This is a genomic window from Janthinobacterium sp. HH102 (assembly GCF_001758625.2).
In the GTDB taxonomy this organism is placed as follows: Bacteria; Pseudomonadota; Gammaproteobacteria; order Burkholderiales; family Burkholderiaceae_D; genus Janthinobacterium.
Map to the genome: position 1 here is coordinate 5,615,447 of NZ_CP062062.1, position 15,418 is coordinate 5,630,864.

At 65.5% G+C, this 15,418-nt stretch carries 13 protein-coding genes; 2 read left to right on the forward strand and 11 right to left on the reverse strand.

Going from position 1 to position 15,418, the window contains the following annotated elements; translation table 11 throughout:
• Positions 1–4: 4 nt before the first annotated feature.
• The 10 genes from JAB4_RS25580 to ybaK all read right to left on the reverse strand — a co-directional run bounded on the left by JAB4_RS25580 (position 5) and on the right by ybaK (position 10,242).
• Positions 5–985 carry a 3-oxoacyl-[acyl-carrier-protein] synthase III C-terminal domain-containing protein gene (locus JAB4_RS25580; RefSeq protein ID WP_070223094.1) on the reverse strand — a complete coding sequence of 327 codons (981 nt, stop codon included), beginning with the start codon at positions 983–985 and terminating at the stop codon, positions 5–7.
• 37 nt (positions 986–1,022) lie between these two features.
• The gene (locus JAB4_RS25585; RefSeq protein ID WP_070223091.1) at positions 1,023–1,931 is read right to left on the reverse strand and encodes an ion transporter; all 909 of its coding nucleotides are present in this window, start codon (positions 1,929–1,931) and stop codon (positions 1,023–1,025) included.
• Between the two features lie 81 nt (positions 1,932–2,012).
• The gene (locus JAB4_RS25590) at positions 2,013–3,764 is read right to left on the reverse strand and encodes a cation:proton antiporter (protein WP_070223089.1); all 1,752 of its coding nucleotides are present in this window, start codon (positions 3,762–3,764) and stop codon (positions 2,013–2,015) included.
• A 106-nt stretch (positions 3,765–3,870) separates the two neighbouring features.
• Positions 3,871–5,115 carry a metal-dependent hydrolase gene (locus tag JAB4_RS25595; protein ID WP_070223087.1) on the reverse strand — a complete coding sequence of 415 codons (1,245 nt, stop codon included), beginning with the start codon at positions 5,113–5,115 and terminating at the stop codon, positions 3,871–3,873.
• A 104-nt stretch (positions 5,116–5,219) separates the two neighbouring features.
• Positions 5,220–6,881: a GDYXXLXY domain-containing protein gene (locus tag JAB4_RS25600; RefSeq protein ID WP_227742038.1), complete on the reverse strand. Its 1,662-nt coding sequence runs from the start codon at positions 6,879–6,881 to the stop codon at positions 5,220–5,222.
• On the reverse strand, positions 6,878–7,837 hold the full coding sequence (locus JAB4_RS25605) for a DUF2157 domain-containing protein (protein ID WP_070223085.1): 960 nt from the start codon (positions 7,835–7,837) through the stop codon (positions 6,878–6,880). Before JAB4_RS25605 ends, JAB4_RS25600 begins: the two co-directional genes overlap by 4 nt.
• 48 nt (positions 7,838–7,885) lie before the next feature.
• Positions 7,886–8,176, reverse strand: coding sequence for a DUF427 domain-containing protein (locus JAB4_RS25610; protein WP_070223083.1), 291 nt, complete (start codon positions 8,174–8,176; stop codon positions 7,886–7,888).
• Between the two features lie 70 nt (positions 8,177–8,246).
• Entirely contained in the window at positions 8,247–8,918 is a 672-nt protein-coding gene (locus JAB4_RS25615; RefSeq protein ID WP_070223081.1) for a DsbA family oxidoreductase, read from the reverse strand.
• Positions 8,919–9,008: 90 nt separating this feature from the next.
• On the reverse strand, positions 9,009–9,653 hold the full coding sequence (plsY, locus tag JAB4_RS25620; RefSeq protein WP_227742039.1) for a glycerol-3-phosphate 1-O-acyltransferase PlsY: 645 nt from the start codon (positions 9,651–9,653) through the stop codon (positions 9,009–9,011).
• 97 nt (positions 9,654–9,750) lie between these two features.
• On the reverse strand, positions 9,751–10,242 hold the full coding sequence (gene ybaK, locus JAB4_RS25625; RefSeq protein WP_070223079.1) for a Cys-tRNA(Pro) deacylase: 492 nt from the start codon (positions 10,240–10,242) through the stop codon (positions 9,751–9,753).
• A gap of 37 nt (positions 10,243–10,279) precedes the next feature.
• Between ybaK and JAB4_RS25630 the strand changes: the two genes are divergently transcribed.
• Positions 10,280–11,257, forward strand: coding sequence for an endonuclease/exonuclease/phosphatase family protein (locus tag JAB4_RS25630; RefSeq protein ID WP_070223077.1), 978 nt, complete (start codon positions 10,280–10,282; stop codon positions 11,255–11,257).
• Here the strand turns inward: JAB4_RS25630 and JAB4_RS25635 are convergent.
• Positions 11,254–13,788: a bifunctional diguanylate cyclase/phosphodiesterase gene (locus JAB4_RS25635; RefSeq protein WP_071650242.1), complete on the reverse strand. Its 2,535-nt coding sequence runs from the start codon at positions 13,786–13,788 to the stop codon at positions 11,254–11,256. The genes JAB4_RS25630 and JAB4_RS25635 overlap by 4 nt on opposite strands.
• A gap of 391 nt (positions 13,789–14,179) precedes the next feature.
• Here JAB4_RS25635 and JAB4_RS25640 point away from each other — a divergent pair, with 391 nt between their 5' ends.
• Positions 14,180–15,418, forward strand: a complete 1,239-nt coding sequence (locus JAB4_RS25640) for an efflux RND transporter periplasmic adaptor subunit (protein ID WP_070223073.1) — start codon at positions 14,180–14,182, stop codon at positions 15,416–15,418.

Here is a 15,418-nt window from a genome sequence, read left to right on the forward strand (position 1 = left end):
ACCTTCACAGGTCAAGAATCATGCCGCCGATGGTCAGGCCCGCGGCCGTACCCATCATCAGCAAACGCTGGCCTGCCACTGCCCGCCCCGTCATCACCGCCTCGTGCAGGGCGGTGGGCAGGGACGCGGCCACCTGGTTGCCATGCGTTTCAAAGATCTTGATGATTTTAGCATCGGGAACGTCGAGGATGCGCGCCGCATGCGCGAGGCCCAGCGGGCTGGCCTGGTGCGGCACGACCACGTCGATTTTATCCAGTCCCGCGCCCGATTCCTGCATGAGTTCCGTCAGGAAATCCGGCATCACCTTGACGGCCAGGCGGAACACGGCCTTGCCATCCATGCGGAACAGGTAGTCGCCCGGTTCGCAGCCGTTGCGGGGGTTGCGCTCGGTACCGCCGCCGCGGATTTCGCAGTAGCGCCGCCCTTCCGGATACGTGCCCATCTTGTAGGCGCGGATGCCGGCGCTGCCGTCGCCCCGCTCGACGATGACGGCGGCGGCGCCGTCGCCAAAGATCATCGACGCTTCCGGTTCGCTCCAGTCGACCCCGCGCGAGGCCAGGTCGGACGAGACGATGGCGATGCGGCGGTAGGCGCCGCCGGCCAGCATGGAGGCGGCCACGCGGAAAGCCGCCATGAAACTGAGGCAGCTGGCGTTGACGTCGAAGCTTTGCGTGCCTGGCGGCAAGCCCGCATGTTCGGCCACGAAGCAGGCCGTGTTCGGCAACGCTTGCTCGGGCACGCCGCAGGCGCAGATCAGCAAGTCGATGTCGGCCGGACGCAGGCTGGCATTCTTCAGCGCGTCGACCAGGGCGGCGGCGCCCAGCTGGCTTTGCGATTCATCGGGCGCGGCGACAAAGCGCGACAGCACGCCGCTCTTGCGCAGGGTATAGCCAGCCGGATGACCCAATTTCAGGTCCAGACTGGCGGAAGTCACACTATGCGACGGCAAGGCTTTGCCCGTCGCGATCAGGCGAACTGGAATCATGTTGGCCTTAACAAAGTAAAGTAAATAGGGTTATGAATTAATCACGTGCCAGCGGCGGCAATGCAACCCCGCAGTTCTTGCAGAAATTGGCATCGTCATCGAGCCCTTCTTTCAGACACGTGGGGCAGGTACGCGTGGTGACCAGCTTGGAGCTGCGCTGCACCGTCATTTCGGCACTGATAATGCCGGTAGGCACGGCCAGGATGCCCCAGCCGAGCAGCATCATCAGCGAAGCGATGGTGCGCCCGATGTCGGTGCGCGGCGTGATATCGCCGAAACCGACCGTGGTCATGGTGCTGATGGCCCAATAAATCGACGTGGGAATACTGCTGACACCGTTATCGGGCCCTTCCACGACATACATCACAGTACCCAGCAGAAAGACCACCATCATGACAAAAGACAAGAAAATGAGGATCTTGCGCCGGCTGGCCAGCAAGGCCCGCCCCAGCACCGTGTATTCATGCACATACGAGGTGAGCTTGAGGATACGGAACATGCGCAGCAGCCGCAAAATGCGCACGTCGATCAGCACGTGCGCACCCGGCAGCAGCAAGCCGATATAGGTCGGCACGATGGCCAGCAAGTCGATAATGCCGAAAAAACTCTTGGCGTAGCGCACCGGATGCTGCAGGCACGACAGGCGGGCGAAATATTCGATGGTAAATAAAATGGTAAAAAACCATTCGAGCGCCGTCAGCCAGGTGCCATAGCGCTCGGCCACGGAGGCGACACTGCTGAGCACGACCACCGTCACGCTGATCAGGATGGCGGCGATCAGCAGCAGGTCGAAAGCGCGGCCCGTGCGCGTTTCCGCCTCGAAAATGACGGTGTACACCCGCTCGCGCCAGCCCCGCTCGGGCTTGCCGTATTTCTGTTGCGTTTCCTGCGCCGCCAGTTGCTGCGGCGTCAGGGGTGCCGCGCCGCTCTTCGTCGCGGCTTTCATGTGGGTAGTGTGCTCATATACTATTATTGTATAGATAATTGACAAAGCACGGCGATACGCACGTTTGCACTAAGGCTTGCCCTACGACAATTTTTTCGCCAGCAGCACGGCATTGCGCCGGTCGCGCTCCGCCTGCACGATGTCCGTCGTGCGCGCTTCCGACAGGCCCACCGTGTGCAGCACGGTGGCCGTCAGCTGCAGCGCCGATTCCAGCGCCTCGGGCACGACCAGGGTGGCGCCCGCCTGGATCAGGGCCACCGCATGCGCCTCGTCGCGGGCGCGCGCATACACGGGCAGCAGCGGATATTCGCGGCGGATCGATTTGACGGCATGCAGCACGGAGGCCGCATGGTCCATCGTCAGCACGACGGCGGCGGCGCGGTCGGCATTGACCTTTTGCAGCAGTTCCGCGCGCGACGCATCGCCGAAATACACGGGAAAGCCGCGCGGATGCAGGGTCGTCACCAGCCGCGCATCGTTTTCAATCGCCACATACGCGATATCCTGCTCCGTCAGCACCTTGGCCAGCAACTGCCCCACCCGGCCGAAACCGGCGATGATGACGGTGCTGCCCTGCGGCGGCAGCGCGCCGCGCGCCAGGTCGGCCAGCTGGTGGTGGTGGCGCTGTTCCCACCAGTTGCCGAAGGCGCGCGCCGCCTTGGCCAGCGCCGGCGTGGCGAACAGGCTCAGGCCCACCACCAGCATGACGAACTGCGCCACCTGCGGGCCGATCAGCTTGGTACCGAGCGCATACGCGACGACGATGAAGGCGAATTCGCCGCCCTGCCCCAGCAGCACGCCCGTTTCCACGGCGCGTCCCCAGTGAAAGCCGCCGATGCGGAAAATCACGCTGATGACGAGGGTTTTCAAGGCAAACAGGCTCAGCACGACCAGGGGAATCAGAATGGGCGACTTGAGGATTTCGCGCACGTCGATCTGCATGCCGACAGACATGAAGAACAGGCCCATCAGCAAACCCTTGAAGGGCTCGATCGTCACTTCCACTTCATGGCGAAATTCCGTTTCCGCCAGCAGCAGGCCGGCCAGCAAGGCGCCCAGCGCCATCGACAGGCCCGCCAGATACGTCAGGCCCGCGATACCGAGGGTGCTGAGCAGGGTCAAGGCCATGAACACGTCGGGCTGGCGTTTCTTGACGAAAAACTGGAACAGCGGGCGAATCACGCGGCGTCCCAGCAGATAGATCAGCAGGATGGCACCCGCCGATTTCACGGCGGCAAAGCTGAGCAGGTACGCCAGGTCGTCGCTGCGCCCGCTGGCGAACACGTCGATCAGGATGAACAGCGGCACCACCATCAGATCCTGGAACATCAGAATGGAAAAGCCCGCCTGGCCGGCCGGCGTCTGCAGGGAGCGCTGGTCCGTGAGCAGCTGCATCACCACGGCCGTCGACGACAGCGACAGCACCAGTCCCAGCACGATGGACGCTTCCAGCGACAAGCCGAAGTAATACGCGACGCCGCCGATCAGGCAGGCGCTGACCGCCACCTGCCCCACGCCCGCACCGAACACCCAGCGCCGCAGCGCCCACAGCCGTTCCGTCGACAGTTCCAGGCCGATCATGAACATCAAAAACATCACGCCCAGCTCGGCCAGGCCGCTGACCTGCTCCGCACGCACGAAGGAAAAATACGTCAGCCATGGGAAGTCGCCGGCCCACAGGCCGAAGCCGAACGGGCCGAACAGGGCGCCCACGGCCAGGAAGCCGAGCACCTGGTTGACTTTCAGGCGTTGCAATAGCGGAATAAAAATCCCGGCCAGGGCGAGAAACAGCAGGGTTTCCCGCAGATACGGTAAGGCGTGTTGCTCTTCCAAGATAATCCTAACTCAATGACATCCATGCCGAATTGATAATTGTCGCATGCTGGGCGACAGAGAAGTATGTGCACACATGATATTTTCCCACAAGGCAACAAATCCGCTACGGGCGCGCCGCTTGCGGCGGCGCCAGCATGTCGGCGCGGGGGCGGTCCCAGCCCGGCACATAGGCGGGACATGGCCGGCCGCGGAACTGCTGCAGCTCGACGGTCGTGAAATTGGGCAACATGCCGGGGTTGAAGCGCACGTCCGTCAGCTTGTCCGCATTCAACCGGGGCATGCGGGCAAAGCGGAACCAGGCGTCGACATAGCAATTTTCTTCCTGCAGCGCACGCAAGGCGGCCAAGCTGCCCGCCGCCTGGGCGGAGACGGCGATGCCGGGCGCCAGTTGCCGTCCTTGCTTGCTGTTTTCCGCCAGCCCGGCCGGGCAGGCGGCGGGCGCCAGCGATGCGGGCAGCAGGCTCAGGGTGCCGCGCCGCAGGGTGTACACGTCCGTCTTGCTGTCGAGCGAGACATAGATCCAGCATAGCGGATTGCTGGGAAACGCCGTCATCGCCACGTCCCACACGCGCGTGCCCGGATCGAGCTGCTGCACGGCCGCCTCGATGCGCGTACGGCCGATGGCCGACGCCACGCCCTGCGTGCCAATAAACGTGGCGGCCAGCGCGAAGGCCAGCAGCAGCGGTCCCCGCCCCCGCTCGCCGGCCCGCCCTTGCAGCACGGCCAGCACCGCGCCCAGCGCCAGCAAGACGGCCAGCGCGGCGGGCGCCAGATACGTTTTATAGGTAAAGAAGCACAAGGCCGCCGCCAGCCCCGCCAGCAGCACGCTTTTGACGATGCCGTAGCGCAAGGACATGATCACGGGCACGCCCAGCAACACCCAGAACATGGGTTCGACGATGAAGACCATGTCGCCATACAGCCAGCGGCTGTCGAACGGATAAAACGGGTGCAAGCCATAGGAATTGAGGAAATCCATGCCCATGTGCAAGCAAAATCCCAGCAGCAGACAAGCCGCCAGACCGATGCGGGCGGGCACGCTCTCCTTGAGCAAGCGCCGCGCGCCGGGCCACAACAGCCACAGCAGGGCCAGCAACAGCAGCGCCTGCGGCAAGGCCAGCAGCAAGGTATGCGTGTGGCCACGGTGGTGCAGCATGTAGCCGAACGGACGCGGCAGCAGCCTGGTCAGCACCAGATCCAGGTCGGGCGCGTTGCTGGCAAACCAGGCCGTAAACAGAAACAGCGCACGCCGGGTGCGCTGTGCGGGGGCTTGCGGCTCGGGCGGCAGGCTGCGGTGTACCAGTTCGCCGACCCCGAGGCCGATGACCGAATGCGTAATATTATCCATCGGGCAATTTTACAGGATGCAGCCCCCCCCAGGAGCAAAGACTGTGGTTGTACCCTCAGGGTACGCCCCCCGGATTCTGCCATGGGGTTTGTTCAATCAAGCGGCTACAGCGCCTGTAAATCTTCCCCGCGCATGCCCACCAGCAAGGCGCGGCCATCGGGCAGCACGCGGAACTCGCCGTAACGGGCCTTTTCCCAGCGCGCCGCCTCGCCTTCCTTGAAGAACCAGGCATCGCTGACCAGCACCCAGTTGCCATCCTTCGGCGTCAGCTCGAGCAAAAATTCGCCGGGCGCCAGCGCCTCCCTCGTGTACGGGCGCAGCAGTTCGGCCACGCCGCGCGCATCGCGCCGGGCCACCACGAAGGGACGGCCCGGCGCCCGCTCCACGCTGGCCAACGTGGAGAGGACGCCCAGGTTGACGAAATTGAGGCGCATGTAGTCGCCCTGCATCAGCGAGCGGGGATCGACGGGTTCCAGCGCCACGAAGATGGCCTCGCCCTTGGCGATCAGCTGCTCCTTCTGCCAGATGCCGATGTTGGCCACCAGCAGCACCAGCAGCAAGCCGCCCAGCGCACCCAGGCGCAAGAAGCGGCGCTCGACCGCCACGTCCGCCGGTTTGCTTTCCACCAGGTGCAGCACGGCGCCGCGCGTGGCCAGCCACGACAGGGCGCACAGCACGGCGCCGGCCACGGCCAGCAGCGCCGCCTTGCTGGCCAGCGGCCAGGCCAGCCGGTAATAAAAACTGCCGATAATCCACGCCGCCGCCAGCGCGGCCGCGACGGCCACGCGTGTACGCCCGCTCGTCACGCAATACGCGAGGATCAGCAGCACGGGCCCCAGCGCCGGCATGAACCACGCCAGCACGATCAGCACCAGCGCCACGCCGATGGCGGGCAACTGACGCAGCGCCGGCCAGCGCCAGCCCGTCCAGGCGGCCGCCGCCGTGGCCAGGACGAGCGAGACGCCGTTCAACGCTTGCGCATACCAGGCGCCGGCATGGTGCCTGCTCACTTCGCGCGCCACTTCGCCCGTGAAGCCGCCGCCCAGGGCACCGCCCAGCATGAAGGTCATGCCGGACCAGAAGACCAGCCCCAGCAAGATGGCCAGGACCCACCCCGTCGACAGCGATTCCAGGAAGGCGGCAATGGGCGCGCCGCGGCCATCGTTGAAGGCTTGCTTCTGCAGCCAGTGGGCGGCCAGCCAGAGTGCCAGGGCCAGCATCCAGGCCAGATACAGTTGCGTCGGATCATTGTCGAAGATCCAGTCGCGCGTGCTGTCGACGATGCCCAGCCCCAGCAAGCCGCAGGCGACCAGCCCCAGCAGCACGCGCAGCCAGTCGCGCGGCAAGGCGGCGGCCACCACCAGGGTTGCCAGGCACAGCAGCAGCGACGCCGTCTGCGTGGAATAGTCGCGGTACAAGGCGTAGCCGAGCAAGCCGCCGCCCACCAGCAGACAGGGCACGGCCAGCTGCTCGACAAACAGCGCCACGCCGCGCGTGCGGATCAGCAGGACGGACACCACCAGCACGATGGCGGCCACGACATACGCGCCGGGACCGTGGCGCACGACGCTTTCCAGGCCCACGCCCAGCGCAATCATCAGGGGAATGGCGGCAAGCCAGGCACCGAAAGCCGTCATCAGCACCAGCGGCCACGGCCTTACATCCTGCACGGGGCGGCTGGCGTTGGGCGGCAACAGGCCGGCGCGCGTGGCATCGTCAATCAGGGTGCCGAGCGCATCGTCGCGCTGAGTGTTCATCTTGCTCATGCCGCCTCCTGGCGCGTGCGCCACAGAATGCCTTGCACGGTCAGCGCCAGCAGCACGGCTGCCAGCAAGCCCAGCGTGGCCAGCGCGCCGACGCCATCGCCATGACCGTTGAACAGCACGTGCGTCAGCCCTCCCACCAGCAAGGTATTGATACCGAGCGCGACGGCGCTCAGGCCGAACACGTCAAAGTAGCGGCGCGTGGCCAGCAGGGCAGCGGCGACGGCCAGCAAGCCGAGACCGGCCCAGTACGGCGATTCGATCTCATTGCCGAACAGGGCACTGACGGCCGTGCCCGTGATAAGGATGGTGGCGAGTACCAGACCCAGGCGCAAGGCCCAGACACCGGCGCCCGTCCAGCGCGCCAGCAGGGGCGAGACAAACGCACAGGCCAGCAGCACGGCCAGCCAGCCGCTGACGAAAATGGACAGGTCGGCCGAATCGATGCGCCAGCTGTGGCGCGCATGCGCCTGCATCCACAGGGCGGCGGCCGTGGCCAGCACCAGCATCCACGGCGTCCACAGCACGTCGCTGCGCGCGACTAAACACAGGGGCAAGGCCAGCACGGCCCACAGGGCGAACAGCTGCCACGGATCGGCGCCCGTCTGGTAGGTCTGGCCGAAATACGCGAACAGGCCGCCGATGGCCAGCAAGGCCATCAGCAGCAGCGGTATGCGCGCCTTGGGCACGGCGAAGGCGCCAACGCAGGCGGCGGCAAACACGCCTTGCAGCAGGGCAAAGCGGCCCATGCGGCCCAGGTCTTCCCAGTTGGCGGCGACCCAGCAGATCAGGCCCATGCCCAGCAGCGCGGCGCCCAGCACGGCCACGCCGCGCGGCAGCCAGTAGGCCAGGCGCGCCGGTTCGCGCTGGAAGCCGGCCGCTTCCTGCAACTGCCGGGTTTGTTGGGCATCGAGCGCATGGGCCGAGGCGAGTTGGTACACGGCGAGGCGTAAATCCATCGTCTGCTTTCTTTGTCAGGGCTTTGTCAGGAAATAGGGGGCGTCAGGTCAGCGCTCGACGCTCACGCCGCGCCAGAAGGCGACGTGGCCGGCAATTTGCTTGGCGGCATCCTTGGGCTGGGGGTAATACCAGGCGGCGTTGGCATTCGTCTGGCCATCGACGACGACATCGTAATAGCTGGCCGTGCCTTTCCACGGGCAGACGCTCGTGTGGCTGCTGGGACGCAAGTACTCCTGCGTCACCTTGGACAAAGGAAAATACACATTGTTTTCAACGACTTGCACCTGCGCATCGGTGGCTTGCGCGATGACGGCGCCATTCCAGCTGGCTGTTGGCATTTGACTATCCTCCTTCTTTGCCGAGTGTAGCCGAAAAAGCCCGCCTTGGCGCGCGCCATTGGCGCCCCGTTCAGGCGCCGCTGATGATCTGGCGCAAGGCTTGCTCAAACACTTCGGGCGGCTGGCCGCCGGAAATCAGGTGGCGCTCGTTGATGATGACGGCGGGCACGGAATTGATGCCGTTCTGCTGGTAGAAGCGCTCCTGCGCGCGCACCTCGTCCGCATAGGCATCGGACGCCAGCACTTCGGCCGCTTTCGCGGTATCAAGGCCCACGTCGCCCGCGACTTTCAGCAGCACCTCGTGCGAGGACGGATCCTGGCCCTGCGTGAAGTAGGCATCGAACAAGGCCATCTTGAGTTGCTTCTGGCGCCCTTCCAGAGCAGCCCAGTGCAGCAGCCGGTGCGCATCGAAGGTGTTGTAGATGCGCCCGCGCTTGTCCATGGCAAACGTAAAGCCCAGCTGTTCGCCGCGCGCGCGGATCGCTTCGCGCGACTGCGCCATCTGTTCCGGCGTGGAACCGTATTTGCGGGCGATGTGTTCGCCGATATCCTCGCCCTCGGGCGGCATATTCGCGTTCAGTTCGAAAGGCTGGAAGTGGATGTCGGCCTGGACGGTGCCGTCCAGCTTGGCCAGCGCCTGCTCCAGCGACTTCAGGCCCACCACGCACCAGGGGCAGGAAACGTCGGAAACGAAATCGATACGGATAGGGGTGGGTGTGGCGGAGGTGGTGGAAACGGTCATGGTGGGCAGCCTTTGCGCGAGTCGGTGGCGGCCGCACCGCGCGGCGCCGCAAGCACAGCATATGCGTGCGGGCCGCGGGAAATCAAGCGCTTACTTTTTCTGCACGGGCGCTTTGGCCCCATCCTTCTTGCCGCCGATCTTGCTTTCTTTACCAGAGAGCAAGTTCGCGATGTTCTGGCTGTGGCGGTAGGCCAGCAGCACGCTCATGACGATGACGGCCAGCAAGATGGGATCGACGCCGAACAGCAAGCCATAGTAAAACGGCGCGAACAGGGCCGCCACCAGCGCTGCCAGCGAGGAATAGCGAAACGCGTAGGCGATGATCAGCCAGGTGGTCAGGGTCGCCAGGCCCAGCCAGGGATTAATGCCCAGCAACACACCGAGGGCCGTGGCCACGCCCTTGCCGCCGACGAAGCGGAAGAACACGGGCCACAGATGGCCGAGGAAGACGGCGATGGCCACCAGGGCCACGGCCGTGTCGCCCACGCCCAGCGCGCTGGCAAAATGGTCGGCCAGGAACACGGCCAGCCAGCCCTTGGCGCCATCGCCCAGCAGGGTCATGATGGCCGCGCCCTTGTTGCCGCTGCGCAGCACGTTGGTGGCGCCCGGGTTTTTCGAGCCATAGGTGCGCGGATCGGCAATGCCGTAGACCTTGCTCATCACCACGGCAAACGATATCGAGCCGAGCAAGTAAGCGGCCACTGTCATCGCCACGGTTGTGATTACTGGATTCATTTCTTCCCTTTATTGTGTTTATTACACCAGCATCGAGGCTGGCGCAGCAGAATATACACCAGCGTCCAGTCCAGGGACAGGGCGGCGTCTGGTTTTCTTAATCTTGCAGCGCGCACTGCACCGGCTTGGCCTTGAGCAAGTCGAGCAAGACCTGCGGCGCCAGCGAGACGAGGAAACCGCGCCGCCCGCCATTGATGTAAATGCGCGGCAAGTCCAGGATCGATTGCTCCACGTACACGGGCATGGTCTTTTTGGTGCCGAAGGGCGAGGTGCCGCCGATCATGTAGCCGGAATGGCGCTGCGCCACTTCGGGCTTGCACGGCTCGACGGACTTGCAGCCGATGCCGCGCGCCAGGTTCTTGGTCGACACCTTGCAATCGCCATGCATGAGCACGATCATCGGCTTGGCCGCCTCGTCCTGCATCACCAGGGTCTTGATCACCGCGTGTTCCGGCACGCCCAATTCGCGCGCCGAGACGCTGGTGCCGCCGTGCTCCTCGTACGGATACGGGTGTTCTTCGAAGGAGACTTGATGCTTGCGCAGCAGCTGCGTCGCCTGGGTTTCGGAAATATGCTCTTTTTTAGCCATGCGTGATACGCTGATCGTTCAGTGAGGAGTGCTAATTATGCAGGAAGAAATCCGCTTTGCCACATTCAATGTCTGCAACCTCGCCCCCGCCGGGGCGAAATTGTATGACAACCTGGAACCGTTGAGCCCGGCGCAATACGAGGCCAAGGCGGAATGGACGGCGCGGCAGATCGACCTGCTCGACGCCGACGTGATCGGATTCCAGGAAATTTTCTCGCAGGCGGCCCTGCGCGACGTGCTGTCGCGCACGCGCCATTACCGCGAAGCCACGCTGGCCGGCTACGATGCGATGGATATTGCCGGACGCATGCTGCCCACGGTAGCGCTGGTGTCGCGCCTGCCGCTGGCCGGCACTGGTGTTGCCTGGGCGAATTTTCCCGCCGGCGTGACCGTGTCCGCCGACAGGCAGCCCGCCGACGACAACGCCTGCCGCTTCGCCCGCGCGCCCCTGCATGTCCAGGTCATCTTGCCGGGCGGACAACTCACGGACGTGGTCGTCGTGCATTTGAAATCGCGCCGGCCCGACTACCGCCATGGCGACGGCAACGATGCCATCGCCTACGCGCTGGCCAACCTGCGCTCGCTGCAGCGGCGCGGCGCGGAAGCCGTGGCGCTGCGCGTGCTGGCAAGCGAGCTGGGCCACACTGGCCGTCCCCGCATCGTGCTGGGCGACTTCAACGACATCGCCAATGCCGTCACGACGGCCATCGTCATGGGCGCCGGCGCGCCGTGCGAACCGGGCATGGAAATGCGCGCGCGCCTGTACGACGCCAACGCCATCCAGCTGCGCCAGGACGCCCTGCGCCACGCGGGCTACACGAATATTCACGACAGCACCTACATGACGATCGACCATATCCTCGTGTCCGAACATTTTCATCCCGCCTCGCCGCGCGCCATCGGCGTGCTGCAGGAAGTGACGTATCTCAACGACCATTTGCTGCTGGGCTTGCCGCATGCCTCCGACCATGGCCAGGTGCTGGCACGCATCAAGCTGCTGGGCAACATTGACTAATTCAATAACTTCGCCAGCGTGCTGCCCGCGACTTGCGCGCTGGCAAAGCGCCCCTGGTATTGCTGGCAGCCCTGCCCCCGCAGATACGCCAGCTGCTGCGCCGTTTCCACGCCTTCGGCGATCACCGTCAATTGCAGCTCGCGCGCCATGGCGATGATGGTGGCGGCGATGGCCGTGTCGGACTCGCCGACCGCGCCATCGGCCGCGGCCGGCAGGAACGACGGGTCGATCTTGAGTTGATCCACCGGGTAATGGCGCAGATTGGCCAGGCGCGAATAGCCGGTGCCGAAGTCGTCGATGGCCAGCCTGGCGCCCAGCGCGCGCAGCTGCGCCAGCACGCCGGCCAGGCGCGCGCCTCCTTTCATCAGCAAGGACTCCGTCACTTCCAGTTCCAGGCAGGCGGCGGGCAAGCCCGACACGGCCAGCGCCTCTTGCACGCTGAGCAATAAGTTATTGTGCAGGCACTGCGCCGGCGACAGATTCACGGCCACTCTCCAGGCATGGCCCGCATCGTGCCAGGCGCGCGCGCGGCGGCAGGCTTGCTGCAGCACCCAGTTACCGATCGACACCATCAAGCCGCATTCCTCGGCCACGGCAATGAAACGCTCGGGCGGCAGCACGCCCAGTTGCGGGTGGCGCCAGCGCAACAGCGCTTCGGCGCCGAGGATTTGCCCGCTGGCGACATCGAGCGCGGGCTGGAATTCGAGCACGAACTCGTCGCGCCCCAGCGCTTCGCGCAAGCCCTGCTCCAGGCTGGCCCGCTCGACGATTTGCGCATTCATCTCGGCATTGAAAAACTGGAAATTGTTGCGCCCGCTTTCCTTGGCGTGGTACATGGCGATGTCGGCGTTGTGCACGAGGCTATCGATGCTGTCGCCGTCGCTGGGAAAGATGGCCACGCCGATCGAGGTCGACACATGCAATTCGTACTCGCCCAGCTGATAGGGTTGCGTGACGGCATGCAGCAGGCTGGCCGCCACGTGGGCCACCTGGTCGATGCCGCCCACCTCGGCCAGGATGATGACGAACTCGTCGCCGCCATGCCGGCTGACGGTATCGACGCCGCGCACGCAGCGCACGAGGCGCCGCGCCACTTCCTTGAGCAGCAAGTCGCCCACGTGGTGCCCCATGCTGTCATTGATGTGCTTGAAATGGTCGAGGTCCAGGTACAGGATGGCCAGCATGCTCAGCTTGCGCCGCGCGGCCGCCAGCCCCAGCGACAGCCGGTCGAGCAGCAGCACGCGGTTCGGCAAGTCGGTCAGGAAATCGTGCTCGGCCAGGTGGCGCGTGTGCTCCTCGTTTTTCTTGCGCTCGCTGATGTCGCTGAGGATGGCCAGATAATTGCTCAATTGCCCCTGCGGGTCGCGGATGGCCGTCAGCGACAGCCAGGCCGGATAGCGCCCGCCCGCCTTGCGCTGGCCGACGATGTCGCCTTGCCAGTAACCGTTGGCATCGACTTCGTCCCACACGTGGTCGAAAAATGCGGGCACGTCCGGCTCGACGCCGTGCGGGACGAAGGGCTTGCCCAGCATGTCGTCGAGGCTGTAGCCGCTGATCTCGCTGTACGCGGGATTCATGCTGACGACGTGCTGCTGCGGGTCCATCACGACGATGGCCTCGCGCGCATGCTCGACCACCTGCGCCGACAGGTACAGGGCCCGCTCGGCCAGCTTGCGCGAGGAAATATCACGGATCACGGCGTAAAACAGATAGCTATGGTCGAGCGTGACGGACGTAAGCAGCACTTCGCCCCAGAACAGCTGGCCCGTGCACGTCTGGTAACGCCAGTCGTAGCGGCAGTTGCCGTCGGCATGGGCCTGCGCCGCCAGCTGCGTGCCGCGCAACGAGGACAATGCGCCATCGGGCTGGCGCAAGGGCGAAAAGTCGCTGAGGCGGCGCCCCAGCAGGCGTGTCCGGTCTTCGCATTGAAACAGGGCGATGGCGGCCGGATTCGCCTCGGCGATGTGCTCGTCGCGCAGCAGCACGATGGCGTCGGCCGACTTCTCGTACAGCTGGCGGAAATTGTCTCCCATCAGCAGCAGGGCGCCCTGCGCCGCGTCATCCTGGCCGCTGGGCGTGATGTCGGCATCGATGCAGACCACTTGCCGCACCCTTCCGGACTGCATGACCGGAAACACGGTGGAACAGATGCAGCGCGGCGCGGCCCCGTCGGCGTCCAGTTTCCACAGGCGCATGCCGCGCGCCTTGCCGCTCTCCCACACGGCCGCCAGTTCGCCGCTAACTTCCTCGGCCAGGGTGGCGGCACCGGGCAGCGAAGCGGCCACCCTGGCCCACGGCTGGCCCAGCGCCAGCTCGGCCGCCACGCCATACAGGCGCGCCGCACCCGCGCTCCAGTAGCGCACGATGCCGTCGCGGTCGATACCGCGCACGGCCAGGCCGGGCGCCTGTTCGACGGCGGCAACGATGATGGACAGCAAGTCGAGCGCCTTGCCGGCCGGCCCCGCCTGCGGTTCGGCCGCGGCCAGCAAACGGCCCGGCGAGGGGGCGGCTCCGGCAATCCGATCAGACATCAGCCCCCCCGTGGCGCGGCCGCGCTGCAACCGGCGGGCAAATGACCTGTCCGGTAGCGCAACCATCCCGACCATTCTTGCGCGCCGGCGAATCGGCTTCTTGAGAAGGCGCAAGCATCGTGACGTGGACGGCGCGCATGCTGGCGGTGGTCTTTGGTCGCCGTTTTTTGCATTCCAGCCCCGATTTTGTGCAATCTGTCGCACGGCGATGGCGGCCGGACTTGAATCTTCCTAAAGTGGCAACATGCGCATCGCCGTGAACGGCCGCAGCGGCAGGCGTGTCGTCTGCGGCCGCCACGGTGATGCGCTACCCGAATTCCCCCGGCCTGCCGCAGGCCGGCCGCACCGAGACCTGGCGCCGAAGCCCTGCGCCGCTCCTGAAAAAAAACCTATGAAAAACGAGACCCTGCCCCCCGCCTCTCCCCTTGCCGCCACGCGCCGCCGGCGCTGGCGCACGCCCCTCTTGATCCTCGTCGTGCTGGGCCTGGCCGGCGGCGGCTGGACGGTGATGCAATCGAAGCAGCAGGCCGCCAAGGCGGCCGAGCAGCAGGCGAGCAAGAAGAAGGAACAGGAAAAGACGCCCGTGCATGAACTGGCGCAGGGCGACGTGGCCGCCATCGATGCGCGCGCCCTCAGCATCAGCCTGCCCCTGTCCGGTTCGCTGGCCCCCGTGACCCAGGCCACCATCAAGGCCAAGGTTTCCGGCGTGATCCAGGAAACGACCTTGCAGGAAGGCCAGCAAGTAGCCAACGGGCAAGTCCTCGTGCGCCTGGACGCGGCCGACTTGCGCGCCCGCCTGACGCAGCAGCAAGCCATGCTGGACGAAGCGCAGGCGCGCCTGTCGATGGCGGCCAAGAATGAGGCGAACAGCCAGGCGCTGCTCAAGCAAAAATACATTTCGCAGACGGCCTACGACACGACGCAGAATTCCGTCGACCTGGCGCGCGCCAGCGTCAAGTCCGCCGCCGCCATGGTCGACATCGCCCGCATCGCGCTGGCCGACACGGTGATCCGCGCGCCGATGGCCGGCATCGTCAGCAAGCGCCACCTGCAGGCGGGCGAAAAAGTCGCGCCCGACATGCCCGTCTACACCATCGTCAACCTGGCCCAGCTGACCCTGGAAGCGCCCGTGCCCAGCGCGGAGATTCCCCGCATCAAGCTGGGCCAGGACGTGCGCTTCAAGGTCGACGGCTTCGGCGCGCGCGACTTCGCCGGCAAGGTCACGCGCATCAACCCCACCACCGAGAGCGGCTCGCGCGCCATGCTCGTCTACATCGCCGTCGACAATGGCGATGGCGCGCTGCGCGGCGGCATGTTCGCCAAGGGCAGCATCGTCACCGAGCGATCAATCGTCGCGCCGCTGGTACCGTTGACGGCCGTGCGCAACGAAAAGCAGGGCCCCGTCGTGTATGCGCTGGTGAATAACAAGGTGGTCGCGCAGCCCGTCACCCTGGGACTGCGCAACGAGGACGAAGGCTATGCCGAGGTCAAGTCGGGCCTGGTGCCGGGCGCGAAAGTCATCATCGCCAGGCTCGATGGCGTGAAACCGGGCCACAGCGTGACCTTCGCCGCGCCCGCCACCGGCCCCGCCCCCGCCGCGCCGGCGGCCGTGCTGGCACGGAAGGATTAA